This window comes from Anoxybacillus sp. MB8 (assembly GCF_011006755.1).
GTDB classification, from domain to species: Bacteria; Bacillota; Bacilli; order Bacillales; family Anoxybacillaceae; genus Anoxybacillus; species Anoxybacillus gonensis.
This window is the reverse complement of sequence record NZ_RXXX01000008.1, coordinates 61,018-81,484: the sequence shown is the minus strand read 5'-3', so window position 1 is coordinate 81,484 and position 20,467 is coordinate 61,018. Positions and strand designations below refer to the sequence as shown.

The window sequence follows — 20,467 nt, the reverse complement described above, 5'->3', positions numbered from 1 at the left end:
TCCATACGCTGCTCGATGCTTGCGAAATCGTCTTTTGTGGCCATACGCTGCTCAATGCTTGCGATATCGTCTTTTGTGGCCATACGCTGCTCGATGCTTGCGATATCGTCTTTTGTGGCCATGCGCTGTTCGATGCTGATGATATCATCTTTTGTCGCCATGGTTTGTTCGATCTGTTCGATGCGCTTGTCCATAGCAGCGATGTCATCTTTTGTGGCCATACGTTGCTCAATGCTTGCGATATCATCTTTTGTGGCCATCGTCTGTTCAATATGACTGACGCGACTTTCTAACGCTCGAATATCATCTTTTAACGCGGCGACGTCTGCTTTCGTTGCCATATTCGCACGCAAAAACCCCAACTCATCAAAAATGCGTTGCAACAACTGCTCCATTTTTTTCACCTCCTTTTTCGTTTCCATTATATCATCATTCGACAGAAAGAAGAGAGACGAAACAGAAAATATGACAAAAATTTTTTTGAATTTTTTTCTTTAGGTACATATATTGTCCATGTAAAATAGTAATATATTGTTATAAAAGGTGGCTCTTCACCAAAAGTTGTACTTGATTTTTTATAACACACCTACCGATGCTTGTGAGGAAGAAGCAGTAAACCAATGATTTCTGTACATTTTTGTTCAAGAAAGCGTATCACTTGTCAAGTACATGTTGTGGTGATGAACCATATTTTATAGATCTTCGCTACAAGTTGTAAATGAAAAAACCCGCCTACCTAGACGGGTTTTTTCATCTTCACCACCATCTCCTCATCTGGCGTGACGTAAATCGTCTGCTGGTTTTCGTAAATGACGAAGCCGGGTTTGGCGCCGTTTGGTTTTTTGACGTAGCGCACGCGCGTGTAGTCGACCGGAACGGAGCTGGAGTGGCGCGCTTTGCTGAAGTAAGCGGCTAAGTGGGCAGCTTCGATGATCGTTTGTTCTGATGGGTTTTTGCTTTTAATGACGACGTGCGAGCCAGGGATGTCTTTCGTATGAAGCCAAATGTCGTCTTTGCTTGCGAATTTGTTCGTTAAATAGTCGTTTTGTTTGTTGTTTTTGCCGACGAAAATGTCGGTTCCGTCGCTTGATACGTAGCGTTCGAGTTCGATTGTGCGCGGTTTTTGTTTTTTCTGTTTTGTCGCTTTGGCGCGCAAATACCCTTGTTCGATTAATTCGTCGCGAATGTCGTCAATGTCTTTCGGTGATGCCGTTTCAAGTTGCTGCAACAGCGTATCGAAGTATGCGATTTCTTCTTTCGTTCGTTCGATTTGTTCCTGCACGATGGAAAGAGAATTTTTCGCTTTTTGATATTTTTGAAAATAGCTTTGCGCATTTTCTGACGGCGATTTTTGTTGATCAAGCGGAATGGTGATTGTAGCACCGTTTTCGTCATAATAGTTGACGACTTCGATTTCGCTCATTCCTCGCTTCATAACATAAAGATTTGCGGTCAACAATTCCCCATATAGTCGATATTGTTCTGCCTGTTTTGCTTCTTCAAGCGTTTGGTGAAGTTTCAACAGTTTCTTTTCATTTTTCGCTTTTTCATTCGCGACAAAGCGTTCTAAATCGTGTGCTTGTTGTTTTACGCGGTCGCGTTCCGCTTTGCCGAAATAAAAACGGTCAAGCATCTCGCTTAACGTAGCAAAATGTTTTCCTTCCCCTTCGATATGGGTAAGCGGCAACGCATAAAATACGTCTTTTGTTCCGTTTGTGTATATACACGGAGTAAATTTCTCGCTGCGTACATCTTCCATCAAAGAGATGAAGCTTTTCGGCAACGTCGTTCGGTTAGCAAGCCCTGCGCGATAGATGACTTCGCGCGCAAAAAGTGGCGAAATGCCCGTAAATGTGGCGACGAGTTGATCGGCTAATTTTCCTGCGAGAAAGTCGATCTTTTTTAACACCGTCTCCTCCGTCGCATGAAGCGGATTAATTTTGTCGTGCGATGGAGGCAATATATAAGGCGCCCCAGGAAGCACTGTTCGGTATCGGTTCACCGCAGGAGAGAGATGTTTAACGCTGTCGATGATCGTGTTCGTCTGTTCATCGACGAGAATGATGTTGCTGTGGCGGCCCATCAATTCAACGATGAGCTGCTTTGTACATACATCGCCGAGCTCATTTCTTCCTTTTACATGAATGATGATGATGCGATCAAAATCGACTTGCGTGATCGCTTCAATGACGCCTCCTTCAAGATGTTTGCGCAGAAGCATACAAAACATCGGCGGCTCATGAGGGTTATCGTACGTCTCGTTCGTCAAATGGACGCGCGCATAAGTAGGATGAGCAGATAATAACAATTTATAATTGCTTCCGCGCGAACGAATATGAAGCACTAATTCGGATGGAAACGGCTGATAAATTTTTGAAATGCGCCCCCCGACAAGCGTGCGCTGTAGTTCTTTTGTCATCGCATATGTAAATACTCCGTCAAACGACATAGAAAACACCTTTCTCTTTTTTCTTTTCATTATACCATATCATTTTTTCGTACATGCCTGAATAAGCTGTCATAGATAAGACAAGCGGAAGGGGGAGAGAAATGAGCTGGCACGGACTGCGTATAGAGCAGGTGGAACAACAAGTAAATACAAAGATTGGCTTTGGATTAACGGAAAAAGAAGCGAAAAGACGATTAAAACAATTCGGCAAAAACGAGCTGTCGGAAGAAAAAAAGCCGTCTGCGCTAAAACAATTTTTTAGTCAGTTTCAAGATTTTATGGTGCTCGTCTTATTGGCGGCAACGGCGATTTCCGCCGTATTAGGCGAATACATCGATGCGGTCGCCATCGTGGCGATTGTCATCATGAACGCTTTTTTAGGATTTATACAAGAGCGTCGGGCGGAAAAGTCGCTTGAGGCACTAAAACAATTATCCGCCCCAGAATCGCTCGTTTTACGGGATGGGGAATGGGTAAAAGTGCCGTCTGCTCAGTTAGTCGTTGGCGATATTGTCAAATTCGCAAGCGGTGATCGCATCGGGGCGGACGTGCGCATCATTGAAGCGAAAGGGTTATATATTGAAGAATCGTCGTTAACGGGCGAATCGCTTCCTGTCGAAAAACAAACAGCGCCACTTGTAGATGATGTGCCATTAGGTGATCGCACAAATATGGCGTTTATGGGAACGCTCGTGACAAAAGGAAGCGGAATAGGTATTGTCGTAGCGACAGGCATGCATACAGCGATGGGGCAAATTGCCCATTTAATCCAGTCGGCGCCAACGATGACGACACCGTTGCAACGAAAGCTCGAACAGCTCGGCAAAATTTTAATTGTCATCGCTTTAGCGCTCACAGCGCTCGTTGTCGTGCTTGGCGTATGGCAAGGACATGCGGTATATGACATGTTTTTAGCTGGTGTGTCGCTTGCGGTTGCCGCCATTCCAGAAGGATTGCCTGCGATCGTTACCGTCGTATTGGCGCTCGGTGTCCAACGCATGATGAAGCGAAACGCCATCGTGCGCAAACTTCCTGCGGTTGAAACGCTCGGTTGTGCCTCGGTCATTTGTTCTGATAAAACAGGAACGATGACGGAAAATCAAATGACAGTCACGCATGTGTGGGTGAATAATCGATTATGGACAGTAAGCGGGACGGGCTATGAACCGAAAGGAACGTTTTTATATAACGGCAAACAAGAAAAGGTAGATGCTGCCTTACAGCAAATCTTATTATTTGGGGCGCTATGCAATCATGCGAACATAAAGAAAAAAGGAAAAACATATATGATTGATGGCGATCCGACCGAAGGTGCCCTCGTTGTTGCGGCGGCGAAAGCGGGATGGACGAAAGAAAAAATCGCTGCCGAGTTTACGATTGAACATGAATTTCCGTTTGATTCGACGCGAAAAATGATGTCGGTCATCGTAAAAGATCGCGCGAATCGGCGCTTTATTGTCACAAAAGGTGCGCCAGATATGTTGCTTGAACGTTGTCGTTTCATATATATGGATGGTCAAGCGAAACGAATGCGCGACCAAGAGCAGAAAATGGTGCAGCAAACGGTCAATACGCTCGCTTCTCAAGCGTTGCGAACGATTGCGATCGCCTATCGGCCGCTTTCTTTGACGGAAACAATGAACGATGAAACGAAAGCGGAAAGCGACTTAACGTTCATCGGTTTACAAGGGATGATCGATCCGCCGCGGAAAGAAGTAAAACAAGCCATTGCGGAATGTAAAAAAGCAGGCATTAAAACAGTGATGATTACAGGAGATCATGTGTTAACGGCGAAAGCGATTGCCCAACAACTGCACATGATGCCACCGAACGGCAAAGTGATGGACGGCAAAACGTTAGCGACGTTATCTGTTGATGAATTAGAAGACGTCGTTGAAGATGTATACGTTTTTGCGCGCGTATCACCAGAACATAAATTAAAAATTGTGCAAGCGTTGCAAAAAAGAGGGCATATTGTGGCGATGACAGGCGATGGCGTTAATGATGCGCCAGCGATTAAAACAGCAAACATCGGCATCGCGATGGGAGTCACAGGAACAGATGTATCAAAAGAAGCCGCTTCGCTCGTTTTGTTAGATGATAACTTTGCGACGATTAAAGCGGCGATCGAAGAAGGACGAAACATTTATGAAAACATTCGTAAATTTATTCGCTACTTGCTTGCGTCAAACGTCGGTGAAATTTTAGTGATGTTATTTGCGATGATATTTGCGCTTCCTCTTCCGCTCGTGCCGATTCAAATTTTATGGGTAAACCTCGTCACAGACGGACTACCTGCCATGGCGCTCGGATTAGACCCAGCGGAAGAAAACGTCATGAAGCGGCCACCGCGTCATCCGAAAGAAGGAGTTTTCGTCAGAGGGCTCGGTTGGAAAATTATTAGTCGCGGCTTTCTCATCGGTATGGTGACGTTGATCGCTTTTCTTGTCGTGCATACGCGACATCCGGAAAACTTAACGTATGCCCAGACGGTTGCCTTTGCGACGCTCGTGCTCGCTCAACTCATTCACGTGTTTGATTGCCGAAGCGAACGGTCGGTGTTTGACCGAAATCCGTTTGAAAATATGTATTTAGTGCTCGCCGTGTTGTCGTCGCTTTTCTTGTTGCTTGTCGTCATTTACTATCCGCCGTTACAGCCGATTTTCCATACGGTTTCGTTGCCGCTGACCGATTGGTTGCTTATTGTTGGCTTATCGTCTATTCCGACGTTTTTACTTGCTGGTTCGTTATTTACACGCCGCCGCTCATGAAATGTTTTCGCTATATAGTGATATATGCTATAATGGGAGAAGGTAATGGAGTGAATCTATTACCTTCTTTTATTGTCGATAACGTACAATGGATGTGAGAGTATGATCGTAAGTATGACAGGATTTGGTCGAGGAAAAAAAGAAGGCGAAAACGTGAGCGTTACGGTGGAAATGAAGTCAGTCAATCACCGTTTTTGTGAAATTTCGATCCGCATGCCTAGACAGTGGGTGATGTTTGAAGATAAAATAAAAAGAGTCATTACACAACATATTGCTCGTGGACGTGTCGAAGTGTTTATTACGATTGAAGGGGAACAGCTCGTCGAACGAACGCTTCATGTCGACTGGCAGCTTGTTGATGCGTATTATCGCATGCTTACTGATGTGCGCCGACGGTTTCATTTCGCCGATGATGTATCGCTTCGAGATGTTGTACATATGCTATCGGATGCGGTTGAAATGACGGAGCAGCCGATCGAAAACGATGCGCTTCTTTCGCTTCTTTTAGAAGCGACAAAAGAAGCGGTTGAGCAATTGAAACAGATGCGCGAACAAGAAGGAAACGCGCTATTAGCAGACATGCTGATGCAGCTGGAGACGATTGAGAAAAGCGCACATCGCATTGAACAACTTGCGCCAACGGTCGTCGCTTCTTATCGCGAACGCATACATAAACGAGTAAGTGAATTTGTACAGGGCGTTGTTGATGAACAACGGCTATTGACGGAAGTCGCTTTATTTGCGGAAAAAGTCGATATTCATGAAGAATTAAAACGGATATATAGCCATATTGAACAATTTCGTCGCATCGTTTCTGAAGGAGGAGCAGTTGGACGAAAGCTTGATTTTCTCGTCCAAGAGCTCAATCGTGAAATGAATACGATCGGTTCAAAAGCGAACGATCGCTATATTGCTTCCGAAGTTGTCGAAATGAAAAGCGCCCTTGAAAAAATTAAAGAACAAGTGCAAAATGTAGAGTAGTTTGTTTATCAATAGAAGGTGGGGATGACCGTGAAAGAACGAGGGTTATTAATCGTCCTATCGGGACCGTCTGGCGTCGGAAAAGGGACGGTACGAAAAGCATTATTTTCACAACCAGATATTCAATTGCAATATTCCATTTCTGTGACGACGCGCAAACCACGTGAAGGGGAAGTCGATGGCGTCGATTACTTTTTCAAAACGCGCGAGCAGTTCGAACAAATGATTCGCCAAAATGAGCTGCTAGAGTGGGCAGAATATGTCGGAAATTACTACGGCACGCCAATTGATTATGTAGAAAAAACATTGCAAGAAGGAAAAGACGTGTTTTTAGAAATTGAAGTACAAGGAGCCATGCAAGTTCGTAAAGTGTTTCCAGAAGCGCTCTTTATTTTCCTCGCGCCGCCAAGTTTAAGCGAATTGCGTAAACGAATTGAAATGCGCGGAACGGAATCAGAAGATTTAATTCGCGATCGTTTACAAGCGGCGAAAGAAGAATTAGAAATGATGGATGCATACGATTACGTTGTCGAAAACGATCAAGTAGAACTCGCATGCGAGCGCATTAAAGCGATTGTCATGGCAGAACATTGCCGACGCGAACGCGTGGCACAACGATATAAAAAGATGTTGGAGGTGGAGTAATATGTTATATCCTTCCATTGATTTACTCATTACAAAACTCGATTCAAAATATACGCTCGTCACAGTTGCGGCGAAGCGCGCCCGCCAATTGCAAGTGAAAAATGACTTAACGATCGAAAAACCTGTGTCGAAAAAATTTGTCGGCAAAGCGTTAGAAGAAATTGCGGCGGGTCATATTGAAGTCGTTAGCGAAGAAGAAGCAACGCAATAAACTACTTACGACAACCTAGTTTTTAGGTTGTTATTTTTTTACAAATACCGAACGAAAGGGGCAACGTCGATGCTTCAGCAAAAAAACATTTTATTATGTGTTACAGGTGGCATTGCTGTATATAAAGCAGCGGCGCTCACAAGCAAACTTGTGCAAGCGGGGGCGAATGTCAAAGTCGTCATGACGGAAGCTGCTTGTCAATTTGTTACACCGCTTACGTTTCAAGCGTTATCAAAAAACGAAGTATACATTGATACATTCGACGAAAAAAAGCCGAACGTCATTGCACACATTGATTTAGCTGATTGGGCACATCTCGTACTCGTTGCCCCTGCGACCGCAAACACGATCGCAAAACTGGCGCATGGTTTAGCTGATAACATGGTGACAACGATTTTACTTGCGACGAAAGCACCGGTTTGGCTTGCGCCTGCGATGAACGTCCATATGTACGAACATCCAGCGGTACAACAAAATATGCGCACGTTGCAGTCGTATGGCTATCGCTTCATTGAACCAGCGGAAGGGATGCTTGCGTGCGGTTACGTTGGAAAAGGGCGATTAGAAGAGCCAGAAACGATCGTCGCATTGCTTGAACAACATGTTGCATCAAACGAACTGTTAAAAGGAAAAAAAGTGTTAGTGACAGCCGGTCCGACGCGCGAAAAACTTGACCCTGTCCGCTTTTTCAGCAATCACTCGACAGGAAAAATGGGCTATGCTCTCGCAGAGGCAGCGCGCGATTTAGGAGCGGACGTCATCCTTATTTCCGGCCCGACATCGCTCGCTCGTCCGGAAGGGGTACAGACGATTCGGGTAGAAAGTGCACAAGACATGTATGAAGCGGTGATGGAGCATTTTCAACATAGCGATATCGTCATTAAAACAGCGGCAGTAGCAGACTACCGCCCTAAATATGTCGCCGACAATAAAATAAAAAAACAACAAGGAGACTACACTGTCGTTCTTGAGCGAACGATCGACATTTTACAAACGCTCGGCGAACAAAAAACGCACCAATTTTTAGTTGGCTTTGCGGCAGAAACGAACGATGTGGAACGATATGCGAAAGAAAAGCTTGCGCGCAAAAATGCCGATATGATTGTCGCAAATAACGTTGTCCAAGAAGGAGCTGGGTTCGGTACGGATACAAATATCGTGACGATATTTAAACGAGACGGAACGGCAAAGCAACTTCCACTCTTGCCAAAATCGGAAGTGGCCAAACAAATTTTATATGAAATTTATCATGAAATTGAGGGACGCCTATGACAGTCGCTTCTGTCATCGTCGATATTCCTACGAGTCAAACGGATCGCCCGTTTGATTACGTGATCCCAGCTGAACTTGTCGGCGTTGTACAACCAGGCATGCGCGTTGTCGTACCATTCGGCACACGTTTTTTACAAGGATTTGTCATTGAGCTGAAAGAAACGACGGACATGCCGCGCGAACAGTTAAAGCCCATTCATTCTCTTTTTGACGTTGTTCCTGTATTTAATGAAGAATTGTTGCAACTTGGAAAGTGGCTAACTGAAACGACGCTTTGTTTCATGGTATCGGCGTTTCAAGCGATGTTGCCTGCCGCAATGAAAGCGAAATATGAAAAAGACATTCGACTCATTGAGCAACATATGCCGTTCATACACGAAAAAGTACGTGCGTTGTTTCGTGACCGTCTCGTCATTCCGTGGAGTGAAGTGGCACAAACGCCATACGTGCCGCTGTTGCAAAAAGAAATCGCAAACGGCCATATTGAAGTCGTTTACCGAGTTGAAGAAAAAGGAAAAATAAAAACAGAAAAGTGGGTCGAACTGCGCGCAAGCGACGATGAGATCATACATGCGCTTGCATCGCTCCCGCAGCGTGCCATAAAACAAAAACAAATGCTTGAGCGTTTGCTTACAGCCCGCTCTTTCCCTTTAAAACAATTGTTAAGTGAAACAAATAGCACGTTTGCTACTGTTCAAGCGCTCATGAAAAAACAGCTCGTCGCCGTGACAGAAAAAGAAATATATCGCGATCCGTATGCCAACCGCTCGTTTACAAAAACAAAACCGCTCCCTTTAACAGACGAACAACGCCAAGCGTTACAGGCGATCGGAAAAGCGATTGACGAAGATGTGCATGACGTTTTTTTAATGTACGGCGTCACAGGAAGCGGCAAAACAGAAGTGTATATGCAAGCGATTGATCTCGTCTTAAAAAAGGGGAAAGAAGCGATTGTGCTCGTACCAGAAATTTCGCTTACACCTCAAATGGTGAAGCGGTTTAAAGAACGATTCGGTTCGCAAGTCGCTGTTCTTCATAGCGGGTTATCGCTTGGAGAAAAGTATGACGAGTGGCGAAAAATTCAACGAAAAGAAGTGCAGCTTGTCGTTGGAGCTCGTTCTGCCATTTTTGCCCCTTTTGAAAACATCGGCATCATCATTATTGATGAAGAACATGAAACGAGCTACAAACAAGAAGAATCACCGCGCTATCATGCGCGCGATGTGGCCATTTTTCGCGGTCGTTACCATCGTTGTCCAGTTGTGCTTGGCAGCGCTACGCCATCGCTCGAATCGTTTGCGCGCGCTCAAAAAGGGGTATATAAACAAGTCACGTTAACGAAGCGAATGAACGATCATGCGATGCCGCCTGTGGCCATTGTGGATATGCGTGAAGAACTGCGCGCAGGAAACCGCTCGATGTTTTCCCGCCTTTTATTTGAAAAATTAACGGAACGTTTACAAAAAGGAGAACAATCCGTTTTATTTTTAAATCGTCGCGGTTATTCTTCTTTTGTCATGTGTCGGGATTGCGGTCACGTCATTCAATGTCCGCATTGCGATATTTCACTGACGTATCATCGCGTCCAACAACAATTGAAATGTCATTATTGTGGATACGAACAGCGAATGTCGTCGCATTGTCCTGCTTGTCAAAGCGAACATATTCGCTTTTTCGGAACGGGAACGCAAAAAGTAGAAGAAGAATTAACAAAGCTGCTTCCAGAAGCGCGCGTCATTCGGATGGACGTCGATACAACGAGCCGAAAAGGAGCACACGAGCGACTGCTTCATCAATTTGGAGAAGGAAAGGCTGACATTTTACTCGGCACGCAAATGATTGCCAAAGGGCTCGATTTTCCAAATGTCACATTAGTTGGCGTATTAGCAGCAGACACGATGCTTCACGTCCCTGATTTTCGCGCGGCAGAAAAAACGTTTCAGCTGTTGACGCAAGTAAGCGGCCGAGCAGGGCGGCATCATTTGCCGGGAGAAGTCGTTATTCAAACGTATACACCTGAACATTACAGCATTCAATTCGCAAGCAAACATCATTATGAGGCGTTTTATGAACGGGAAATGATCAATCGAAAAAAACACGGATATCCACCGTTTTATTATTTAACGCTCATTACGGTGTCGCATGTTGATGCGCTAAAAGGAATAAGCATCGCTGAAAAAATTGCTACACATGTGAAAAAACATTTGTCAGCTGAAGCGGTTGTACTCGGACCGGTTGCTTCTCCGATTGCGCGCATGAACGATAGATATCGTTACCAATGCATGATAAAATACAAGCGGGAAGCGAACTTAACGACAGCGCTCCGCACGGTTATGGAACATTATCAGCGCGAGATGGCGCGCGGCGATGTGACGATTACGATTGATTTAAATCCATATATGATGATGTAAATAAGGGAGGAACCATTTTGGCTATTTTACCGATTGTAACATATCCTGCCCCGGTTTTAGAAACCGTTTGCCAGCCGGTCACTGTTTTTGACCGCAAGTTGACGAAAATATTAAACGACATGTACGATACGATGATTGCGGCCGATGGGGTCGGATTAGCTGCCCCGCAAGTCGGCATCGATCAACAAATTGCGATTGTTGACATTGGCGACCGCCATGGGTGCATCGAGTTAGTGAATCCCGTCATCGTTGCCCAAAGCGGTGAACAAATCGGACCAGAAGGATGTTTAAGTTTTCCGGGATTATTTGGAGAAGTAAAACGTTCTCAATATGTGAAAGTACGCGCGCAAAATCGGCGCGGTCGTCCGTTTGAAATCGAAGCGACAGGTTTTTTAGCTCGCGCGTTACAACATGAAATCGATCATTTACAAGGCATATTATTTACGTCAAAAGTCATTCGTTATTATGAAGAAGGGGAGTTCGAACAATGAACATTGTATTTATGGGAACGCCTGATTTTGCTGTTCCGATTTTAGAACAGTTAATCAAAGACGGATACAACGTTGTTGGTGTCGTGACACAACCGGACAAGCCGAAAGGACGAAAACAACAATTAACCCCACCGCCAGTCAAAGTGACTGCACAGTCGTACAACATTCCGGTATTGCAGCCGACAAAAATTCGTGAAAAAGATCAATATGAACAAGTGCTCGCCTTACAACCAGATATGATCATCACTGCTGCATTTGGACAAATTTTACCGAAACCGCTCCTTGAAGCGCCAAAGTATGGGTGCATTAACGTGCACGCCTCGCTTTTGCCAGAATTGCGCGGAGGGGCCCCTATTCATTACGCCATTTTGCAAGGAAAAGAAAAAACAGGCATTACAATCATGTACATGGTTGAAAAACTCGATGCAGGAGACATATTAACACAAGTGGAAGTGCCGATTGATGAACGCGATACAGTCGGGACGTTGCACGACAAACTTAGCGAAGCAGGGGCGAAACTACTTTCTGAAACGCTTCCGAAACTGCTTCGTGGCGACATTACACCGATAAAGCAAGATGATGAACAAGCGACGTTTGCATACAACATTAAACCAGAACAAGAACGAATCGATTGGACAAAAGCGGGCGAAGACATTTATAACCATATTCGCGGTATGAATCCGTGGCCTGTCGCTTATACGATGCATGGCGATGAACGTTGGAAAATTTGGTGGGGAGAAAAAGTACAAGCATCTTCCCAAGCGAAGCCAGGCACCATTGTTGCCGTTGAACGCGATGGCATTGTCGTTGCAACCGGCAACGAAACAGCGATTAAAATCACTGAATTGCAACCAGCAGGAAAACGGAAAATGAGCGCTACTGACTTTTTACGCGGTGCAACGATTGAAATCGGGACAGTATTAGGAGGAACGAATGAGTAAAAAAAACGTCCGAAACTTAGCGTTAGATGTGTTAATCGATATTGAAAAAAAACGAGCATATAGCAATTTATCATTACATCATGTGATCGAAACAAACGAATTATCCGCCCAAGATGTTGCGCTTTTAACAGAATTAGTATACGGCACGATCCAACGACGCGATACGCTTGACTACTATTTACAGCCGTTTATAAAAGGAAAAATTGAGCTATGGGTGCGCCTATTGCTTCGTCTGTCGCTTTATCAAATGGTATTTTTAGACCGGATTCCTGATCGCGCAGTATTATTTGAAGCGGTAGAAATAGCAAAACGTCGTGGGCATCGCGGCATCGCCTCGCTCGTAAACGGTGTATTGCGCTCCATCCAGCGCGAAGGATTGCGCTCATTTGATGAAATAAAAGACGACTTCGAACGTCTAGCCGTTGCGACAAGTCATCCGCTTTGGCTCGTGCGTCGATGGGTCGAACAATTCGGATGGGATGAGACGAAACGAATGTGCGAAGCGAACAACTTGCCACCAGAACAAACAGCAAGGGTAAACGCGATGCGTGTAACGGTTGACGAAGCGATCGCCCGCTTAAAAGAAGAAGGGATTGAAGCCGTTTCTTCTTCTGTCGTGCCGATTGGAATAAAAATGGTCAAGGGCAATGCAGCGAAAACGAGCGTGTTTCAAGAAGGGCTTGTGACGATTCAAGACGAAAGCTCGATGCTTGTTGCTTACGCCCTTTCTCCAACCGAAACAGACGTCGTGTTAGATTGTTGCGCGGCACCGGGCGGAAAGACGACGCATATGGCTGAACGAATGAACAATAAAGGCCGCGTCGTTGCGCTAGATATTCATGATCATAAAGTAAAACTGATTGAGCAGCAGGCAAAGCGTCTAGGCTTGTCGAATATTGAAGCGAAACAACTCGATAGCCGTCAAGCGCATACGCAATTTGCTCCTGAAACGTTTGATCGCATATTAGTCGATGCCCCGTGTTCAGGGCTTGGCGTCATTCGGCGGAAGCCGGAAATTAAATATGCGAAAAACGAAAACGATATGGCGCAACTTGCTGCTATTCAACGAAATATTTTGCGGGCGGTCGCTCCGCTTTTAAAACGCGGTGGAACGCTCGTATATAGCACATGTACGGTCGATCGGGAAGAAAACGAACAAGTCATCGCTGCATTTTTAGACGAACATCCACAATATGAGCTCGATGAAACGCTTGCTTCGCGCTTGCCATCATCGGTGGCGCCATATGTACGTCACGGCATGTTGCAATTGCTTCCACATCACGTATATAGCGACGGATTTTTTATCGCAACATTGAAAAAGAAAGGTGAAATGATATGAAACCATCCATTTACTCGCTGCGTTTAGAAGACTTGCAAAGTTGGGTGGAACAGCAAGGGGAAAAGCCGTTTCGCGCCACACAAATTTTTGAATGGTTATATAAAAAACGAGTGACGTCATTTGAAGAGATGACAAATATTCCAAAAGCGTTGCGCGAGCGGCTACATGAACAGTTTGTCATCACGACATTAAAAACGCTCGTACAACAAACGTCAAAAGACGGAACGATGAAGTTTTTATTTGAACTTCATGACGGCTATTCGATTGAAACGGTGCTTATGCGTCATGACTACGGTAATTCGATTTGTGTGACGACACAAGTCGGCTGCCGAATCGGCTGTACGTTTTGTGCTTCGACATTAGGTGGCTTAAAGCGCAATTTACAAGCAGGTGAAATTGTTGCGCAAGTCGTTAAAGTACAAAAAGCGCTCGATGAAACGAACGAACGAGTGAGCAGCATCGTCGTTATGGGAATTGGGGAACCGTTTGATAACTATGATGAGCTCATCAAGTTTTTAAAAATCGTAAACCATCCGAAAGGGTTGCATATTGGCGCGCGTCACATTACTGTATCAACAAGCGGCATCATTCCGAAAATTTATCAATTTGCTGATGAAAATATGCAAATTAACTTCGCCATTTCGCTTCATGCGCCAAATACGGAATTGCGCTCGAAGTTGATGCCGATTAACCGCGCTTATAAATTGCCAGAGTTGATGGAAGCTGTGCGCTATTACATTGAAAAAACAGGGCGGCGCGTGACTTTTGAATACGGCTTATTTGGCGGTGTGAACGATCAAATTGAACATGCCGAAGAGCTTGCTGCGCTTATTAAAGGATTAAAATGTCATGTCAACTTAATCCCGGTGAACTACGTGCCTGAACGCAACTACGTGCGCACGCCGCGCGAGCAAATTTTTGCGTTTGAGAAAACGTTGAAAAAACATGGCATTAACGTAACGATTCGCCGTGAACAAGGGCACGATATTGATGCGGCATGCGGTCAGCTACGTGCGAAGGAGCGGAAAGAAGAAACGAAAGCGTAACGATGTGGACACACAGATCGAAGTAAGGAAGTGATACGTATATGAAGGCGGTATTTCAAACGGATGTCGGGAAAATCAGGTCACATAACGAAGATAACGGTGGCGTTTTTATGAATCAAACAGGCGATTATTTAGCCGTTGTCGCTGATGGGATGGGCGGTCATCTTGCTGGTGATGTGGCAAGCGAAATGACGATGACGCAGCTAAAACAGTTTTGGGAAGAGACGGAAGAAATGACGTCCCCACAACAAGCGGAGACGTGGTTAAAAGAACATATTATGAAAGTGAACGAATCGCTTTTTCAACACTCTCAAACGAACGATCATTGTCAAGGGATGGGCACGACGATCGTTGCCGCCATTTGTACAAAACAGTTTGCTACGATCGGGCACATCGGTGATAGTCGTTGTTATTTACTAAACGCAAACGGATTTCAACAAATGACAGAAGACCATTCTCTTGTGAACGAATTAGTGAAAAGCGGGCAACTATCAAAAGAAGATGCGGAATATCATCCGCGCAAACATGTGCTATTGCGCGCGCTCGGAACAGAGCAAGTCATTGAACTCGATGTGAAAACGGTCGCTGTCGATGAAGGAGATATGTTATTGCTTTGCTCTGACGGCCTTTCGAATAAAGTGTCTGAACAGACGATGGTAGACGTATTAACGTCGGATCGCTCGCTTGAAGAAAAAGCGCAAGCGTTAATTGATGTTGCAAATGAGCACGGTGGGGAAGATAACATTACGTTAGCGATCGTACAATTTTTAGATGTGAGTGAAAGTAGGTGATCGCTCGTGCTCATCGGCAAACGATTAAACGGTCGCTATAAAATATTACAACTCATTGGCGGCGGCGGAATGGCGAACGTTTATTTGGCGAGGGATATGATTTTAGATCGCGACGTTGCCGTAAAAGTGTTGCGTTTAGATTTTGTAAACGATGAATTATTTATTAAACGGTTTCGACGTGAAGCACAAGCCGCGACAAGTTTAAACCATGAAAATATTGTTACCATTTACGATGTTGGAGAAGACGACGGCATTTACTACATGGTCATGGAATATGTGCGTGGCTGCACGTTAAAACAATACATTCAACAACGTGCTCCGCTTCCTGTTCAAGAAGCGTTGCGCATGATGGATGAATTAACAGGGGCGATTGCTCATGCTCATCAAAATGGAGTCATTCATCGCGACATTAAGCCACAAAACATTTTAGTCGCAGAAGACGGAACGATTAAAATTACCGATTTCGGTATAGCTGTCGCGTTAAGCTCGACAACGATTACGCAAACGAATTCAGTTTTAGGATCGGTTCATTATTTATCGCCTGAACAAGCAAAAGGCGGAATGGCGACAGAAAAATCGGATATTTATTCGCTCGGTATCGTCATGTTTGAATTATTAACGGGACAATTGCCGTTTTCCGGTGAATCTGCCGTAGCAATTGTGTTAAAACATTTGCAAACAGAAACGCCGTCTGTACGACGATGGAACCCAAACATTCCACAAAGCGTAGAAAATATTGTGTTAAAAGCGACAGCAAAAAATCCGTTGCATCGTTACAATAGCGCATTAGATATGCAAAAACATATTCGCACCGCTCTGTCGCCTGAACGCATCAACGAACAAAAATTTACGTTGCCAACCGAAGATGACGACGAAGAAACGAAAATCATTCCTATTGTGAAGCCGACCGCTTCTTCACCGTCAGAAAAGAAAGAGGACGTGCCTCCTCCGAAAGAAAAGCGATCAAAAAAATGGCTCATTTTATGGGCGGCATTTCTTTTCTTGCTCGTCGGCGCTGGAGTGAGTGCGGTGACGTGGATTCCTGATTTATTTTTCCCAAAAGATGTGACGGTGCCTGATGTGACGAACAAAAATTACGATGATGCCGTGACGGAATTAACGTCGTTAGGCTTAAAAATTAAAAAGACGGTCGAAGAAGAACATGATGACATCGCAGAAGGATTTGTCATTCGTACGAATCCGCAAGCTGGAAAAGTCGTCAAAGCCGGTACAGCAGTGACGATTTATAAAAGTATAGGGAAGAAAAAAGTAGCGTTTCAAAATTATGTTGGTGAGCCAATTGATGACGTTGAGCGACAATTGCGATCCGAAAACTATTTGCTCATCGACAAAAAAGAAGTATATAGCGACGAACCGGCAGGTACGATTATTGAACAATTCCCGCTTCCAGGCGAAAAAGTTGTGCCAGAAGAAACAGAAGTGCGTTTGACCGTCAGCCTTGGACCAGAAAAAATTATTTTAAAAGATTTAACAGGATACACGGAAAAAAGTGTGCGCGATTATGCTGCAGACCAACAGCTGTACGTCATCGTGAAACAGCAATATTCGGATACGGTCGAAAAAGGGCTCGTCATTTCTCAAACACCACAAGCGAACGCGAGATTAGAAAAAGGGGCAACCGTTACGGTCGTCATTTCTCTCGGAAAAGAACCGGTATTGACAAAGAAAGTGATCCAACAGATTGACATTCCGTATGAACCGCCTGTTGATGTAAACGAACCTGTCATGGCAGAATTATATATAGAAGATGAAAACCATTCATTTGAGCAACCGTACAAACGTTATCGTCTAACAAATGATGTGAAAGAGCGTGTAGAATTTGTTATTCAACAAGGAAAACAAGGGCGTTATCGCGTCGTCGTGAACGGCAAGATGGTGTATGAGGGCATCGTTTCATATCCAACTACACCTTAAAAGGAGGGAAGTCATGGCGGAAGGAAAAATTATTAAAGCGTTAAGCGGCTTTTATTACGTGTTAAGTGAAGGGCGAGTGTATCAATGTCGTGGTCGTGGGGTGTTTCGCAAGCGGAACGTGACGCCGCTTGTCGGCGACTACGTTTCCTTTCAGGCGGAAAATGAACGAGAAGGGTACATATTAGACGTATTTGAGCGGAAAAATGAACTTGTTCGCCCGCCGATTGCAAATATCGACCAAGCGATTTTAGTGTTTTCAGCGGTAGAGCCAGATTTTAGCCCGGCATTGCTCGACCGCTTTCTCGTCTTAATTGAAGCAAAGCACATTCGCCCAATTATTGTTGTAAGTAAAATGGATTTAGTAGACGATGAAACAAAGCCACGCATCGAACAATATATTCGCGATTATCGTCAAATCGGATATGATGTGTTAGAAGTGTCGACGAAAACGCGTGCAGGGGTTGAATCATTACTCCCTTACTTCGAAGGAAACGTATCCGTATTTGCAGGACAGTCAGGTGTCGGAAAATCGTCTTTATTAAATGCGTTACGTCCTGACTTGCAGTTAAAAACGGGCGACATTTCTCACCATCTCGGACGAGGAAAACATACGACAAGACATGTCGAATTAATTGAAATCGGAGGCGGTTTCGTTGCGGATACGCCGGGATTTAGCGCATTAGAATTTAACGGAATCGAACTAGAGCAATTGCCGCTTTGTTTTCCTGAGTTTGTTGCTAGGAGCGGCGATTGTAAATTCCGCGGTTGTACGCATACAGCGGAGCCGAAATGCGCGGTGAAAGAGGCGTTAGCATCCGGAGACATTCCTTCTTACCGTTACGAACATTACGTAAGCTTTATCGAGGAAATCAAAGAACGAAAGCCGAGGTATTGAACATGATTAAAATTGCGCCATCGATTTTATCTGCGAACTTCGCTAAACTTGGCGAAGAAATTGTAGACGTAGAACGGGGAGGAGCGGATTACATTCATGTCGATGTGATGGATGGTCATTTCGTTCCGAACATTACTATCGGACCACTAATCGTGGAAGCCATTCGTCCGGTGACGACACTTCCGCTTGACGTTCATTTAATGATTGAACAACCTGATCGCTATATTCCGACGTTTGCGAAAGCAGGAGCAGATTATTTAACGGTGCATGTCGAAGCTTGCCCACATTTACATCGCACGATTCATTTAATTAAAGAACACGGTGTGAAAGCAGGAGTAGCGCTAAACCCGCATACGCCGATAGCGATGATTGAACACATCATAGAAGATATTGACTTAGTTTTATTTATGACGGTCAATCCAGGCTTTGGCGGACAATCGTTTATTCCAGCTGTGCTGCCAAAAATTCGTGCGTTTTCGACACTCGTTCGCGAACGAGGGCTTTCTGTGGAAATTGAAGTAGACGGTGGCATTCACGCTGAAACGGCAAAGCGTTGTGTGCAAGCCGGTGCGAACGTTCTCGTTGCAGGATCAGCCATTTATAATCAAGCTGATCGCGCTCAAGCGATTCGCGCCATTCGTGAGGGTGTGTCATCTTGACACATCCTTCTTTTATAAAGGGGGGATATCGGTTGATTATTCATATTGTTGCAGGTGGTCCGATTCATTTTTTACCTCATTTACAGGCATATGATGGAGATGATGTATATTGGGTAGGGGTAGATCGGGGGGTTCTCGCATTGCTTCATGCCGGCATCATACCAAAACGAGCGTTCGGAGATTTTGATTCCATCAGCGAACAAGAGCTACAACAATTAAAAATGAAATTACCGCACATCGATATATGGCCAGCGGAAAAAGATCAAACCGATACAGACATTGCACTTGAATGGGCGCTTGAACAACAAGCGACAAACATTCGTTTGTTTGGAGCGACAGGCGGACGACTTGATCATTTATTCGGAAACGTTCAGCTTTTGTTTAAAGGAAAAGATGGACAAATTGAGTTAATCGATCGCCAAAATGTCGTAACGCTGTATCGCAGCGGGGAGCATATCGTTGAAAAGCGAGACGAATACACGTATATTTCATTTATTCCTTTGACCCCGATTCGCGCCTTAACGCTTCGCGGATTTAAATATCCGCTCGATGCATGCGATGTGCCGCTCGGATCAACATTATGCGTAAGCAATGAACTCATCCATCATTTTGGTACTTTTTCATTCACTGAAGGCATATTAATGATGATAAGAAGCAAGGATGAAAAATAAACGCTTCGAGGTACGATTTGTGCGGAGATGAATATATTAGTGGAAGAATGTGCACAGTAGGGGAGGGAATGATCGTGAAATTTTATACGATTAAGTTGCCGAAGTTTTTAGGTGGAATTGTTCGGGCGATGTTAAATTCGTTTAAAAAAGGATAAAAGCACCAAATGATTGGTGCTTTTTTCTATTACACACGTTCTACTTTTCCGGATTTTAATGCGCGAGCAGAAACCCAAACGCGCTTTGGCTTTCCGTCAACTAAAATGCGAACTTTTTGAAGGTTTGCTTTCCATGTACGGCGGCTCGCATTCATTGCATGAGAACGAGCGTTTCCGAAAGATTTTTTCTTACCAGTCACAAAGCATTTTGCCATTTTGTTTCCCTCCTCACTTGCCAAACTACGTGCTCAAAACACTACTATAATTTATCATACATAAAAACGGATTGCAATACTTCTGACATACTCTTTCAAGAAAATAACCTTGACATCTGTTTTCTGTTTCGGGTAAATATACTATGGGTAGAAGCTTTTAAAAATAAGCTGAGTATAGTACAATGGCGTTAGCTACCTAATCAGAAAGGGGACTTGAGCGATGTCCATTGAATTACAAACAAAATACGGTCGTGTTGAAATTAGTAACGATGTCATTGCAGCGATTGCTGGGGGAGCGGCAGTCGATTGCTATGGGATTGTCGGCATGGCATCAAAAAATCAATTAAAAGACGGCATTGCTGAAATTTTACGCCGTGAAAATTTTGCCAAAGGAATTGTTGTCCGTCAAGAAAACGACGAAGTGCACATCGATTTATACGTTATCGTTAGCTACGGTACGAAAATTTCTGAAGTTGCACATAACGTACAAACGAAAGTGAAGTATACGTTAGATCAAACGTTAGGTTTATCTGTTCAGTCAATCAACATCTATGTTCAAGGGGTTCGTGTGACGAATCCGTAGTGAGGA

19 protein-coding genes and 1 pseudogene are annotated in these 20,467 nt (G+C 44.4%); 17 read left to right on the top strand and 3 right to left on the bottom strand.

Annotated features, from left to right (window positions below; translation table 11 throughout):
• Positions 1 to 395: pseudogene (locus tag EKC99_RS05035) on the bottom strand (hypothetical protein); the annotation flags it as partial.
• 341 nt (positions 396 to 736) lie between these two features.
• Positions 737 to 2,449: an Rqc2 family fibronectin-binding protein gene (locus tag EKC99_RS05030; protein WP_163150832.1), complete on the bottom strand. Its 1,713-nt coding sequence runs from the start codon at positions 2,447 to 2,449 to the stop codon at positions 737 to 739.
• A gap of 101 nt (positions 2,450 to 2,550) precedes the next feature.
• On the opposite strand from EKC99_RS05030, the gene EKC99_RS05025 reads away from it, so the two are divergent.
• From EKC99_RS05025 to spoVM, 16 genes are all read left to right on the top strand, one after another.
• Positions 2,551 to 5,220 (top strand): calcium-transporting P-type ATPase, PMR1-type, encoded by a 2,670-nt coding sequence (locus EKC99_RS05025; protein ID WP_163150830.1) that lies wholly within the window; start codon positions 2,551 to 2,553, stop codon positions 5,218 to 5,220.
• Between the two features lie 102 nt (positions 5,221 to 5,322).
• Entirely contained in the window at positions 5,323 to 6,201 is an 879-nt protein-coding gene (locus EKC99_RS05020) for a YicC/YloC family endoribonuclease (RefSeq protein WP_009373571.1), read from the top strand.
• Positions 6,202 to 6,225: 24 nt separating this feature from the next.
• Positions 6,226 to 6,846, top strand: a complete 621-nt coding sequence (gene gmk / locus EKC99_RS05015) for a guanylate kinase (RefSeq protein ID WP_009373572.1) — start codon at positions 6,226 to 6,228, stop codon at positions 6,844 to 6,846.
• 1 nt (position 6,847) lies between these two features.
• Entirely contained in the window at positions 6,848 to 7,057 is a 210-nt protein-coding gene (rpoZ, locus tag EKC99_RS05010) for a DNA-directed RNA polymerase subunit omega (protein WP_009373573.1), read from the top strand.
• A gap of 69 nt (positions 7,058 to 7,126) precedes the next feature.
• Positions 7,127 to 8,329 (top strand): bifunctional phosphopantothenoylcysteine decarboxylase/phosphopantothenate--cysteine ligase CoaBC, encoded by a 1,203-nt coding sequence (gene coaBC, locus EKC99_RS05005; RefSeq protein ID WP_163150827.1) that lies wholly within the window; start codon positions 7,127 to 7,129, stop codon positions 8,327 to 8,329.
• Entirely contained in the window at positions 8,326 to 10,740 is a 2,415-nt protein-coding gene (gene priA / locus EKC99_RS05000; protein WP_163150825.1) for a primosomal protein N', read from the top strand. The genes coaBC and priA overlap by 4 nt, the downstream gene beginning before the upstream one ends.
• 17 nt (positions 10,741 to 10,757) lie before the next feature.
• On the top strand, positions 10,758 to 11,231 hold the full coding sequence (def, locus tag EKC99_RS04995; RefSeq protein WP_163150823.1) for a peptide deformylase: 474 nt from the start codon (positions 10,758 to 10,760) through the stop codon (positions 11,229 to 11,231).
• The gene (gene fmt / locus EKC99_RS04990; RefSeq protein ID WP_163150821.1) at positions 11,228 to 12,172 is read left to right on the top strand and encodes a methionyl-tRNA formyltransferase; all 945 of its coding nucleotides are present in this window, start codon (positions 11,228 to 11,230) and stop codon (positions 12,170 to 12,172) included. The genes def and fmt overlap by 4 nt, the downstream gene beginning before the upstream one ends.
• Positions 12,165 to 13,511: a 16S rRNA (cytosine(967)-C(5))-methyltransferase RsmB gene (rsmB, locus tag EKC99_RS04985; RefSeq protein ID WP_163150819.1), complete on the top strand. Its 1,347-nt coding sequence runs from the start codon at positions 12,165 to 12,167 to the stop codon at positions 13,509 to 13,511. Before fmt ends, rsmB begins: the two co-directional genes overlap by 8 nt.
• Complete coding sequence (gene rlmN / locus EKC99_RS04980) at positions 13,508 to 14,557, top strand: dual-specificity RNA methyltransferase RlmN (protein ID WP_009732843.1); 1,050 nt, start codon at positions 13,508 to 13,510, stop codon at positions 14,555 to 14,557. Before rsmB ends, rlmN begins: the two co-directional genes overlap by 4 nt.
• A 41-nt stretch (positions 14,558 to 14,598) precedes the next feature.
• Positions 14,599 to 15,348 carry a Stp1/IreP family PP2C-type Ser/Thr phosphatase gene (locus EKC99_RS04975; RefSeq protein ID WP_163150817.1) on the top strand — a complete coding sequence of 250 codons (750 nt, stop codon included), beginning with the start codon at positions 14,599 to 14,601 and terminating at the stop codon, positions 15,346 to 15,348.
• 6 nt (positions 15,349 to 15,354) lie between these two features.
• Complete coding sequence (gene pknB, locus EKC99_RS04970; RefSeq protein WP_163150815.1) at positions 15,355 to 17,283, top strand: Stk1 family PASTA domain-containing Ser/Thr kinase; 1,929 nt, start codon at positions 15,355 to 15,357, stop codon at positions 17,281 to 17,283.
• Between the two features lie 13 nt (positions 17,284 to 17,296).
• On the top strand, positions 17,297 to 18,178 hold the full coding sequence (gene rsgA, locus EKC99_RS04965) for a ribosome small subunit-dependent GTPase A (protein ID WP_009732846.1): 882 nt from the start codon (positions 17,297 to 17,299) through the stop codon (positions 18,176 to 18,178).
• 2 nt (positions 18,179 to 18,180) lie between these two features.
• A complete protein-coding gene (gene rpe, locus EKC99_RS04960) occupies positions 18,181 to 18,837 on the top strand; it encodes a ribulose-phosphate 3-epimerase (protein ID WP_009732847.1) in 657 nt (218 codons plus the stop codon).
• Between the two features lie 32 nt (positions 18,838 to 18,869).
• Positions 18,870 to 19,508, top strand: a complete 639-nt coding sequence (locus tag EKC99_RS04955; protein ID WP_026011811.1) for a thiamine diphosphokinase — start codon at positions 18,870 to 18,872, stop codon at positions 19,506 to 19,508.
• A gap of 74 nt (positions 19,509 to 19,582) precedes the next feature.
• Positions 19,583 to 19,663, top strand: a complete 81-nt coding sequence (spoVM, locus tag EKC99_RS04950; protein WP_003394991.1) for a stage V sporulation protein SpoVM — start codon at positions 19,583 to 19,585, stop codon at positions 19,661 to 19,663.
• Between the two features lie 29 nt (positions 19,664 to 19,692).
• Here the strand turns inward: spoVM and rpmB are convergent, their stop codons facing one another.
• Positions 19,693 to 19,878: a 50S ribosomal protein L28 gene (gene rpmB / locus EKC99_RS04945; RefSeq protein WP_003394988.1), complete on the bottom strand. Its 186-nt coding sequence runs from the start codon at positions 19,876 to 19,878 to the stop codon at positions 19,693 to 19,695.
• Between the two features lie 220 nt (positions 19,879 to 20,098).
• Here rpmB and EKC99_RS04940 point away from each other — a divergent pair, with 220 nt between their 5' ends.
• Positions 20,099 to 20,461: an Asp23/Gls24 family envelope stress response protein gene (locus EKC99_RS04940; protein ID WP_006323120.1), complete on the top strand. Its 363-nt coding sequence runs from the start codon at positions 20,099 to 20,101 to the stop codon at positions 20,459 to 20,461.
• The last annotated feature ends 6 nt before the right edge of the window (positions 20,462 to 20,467 follow it).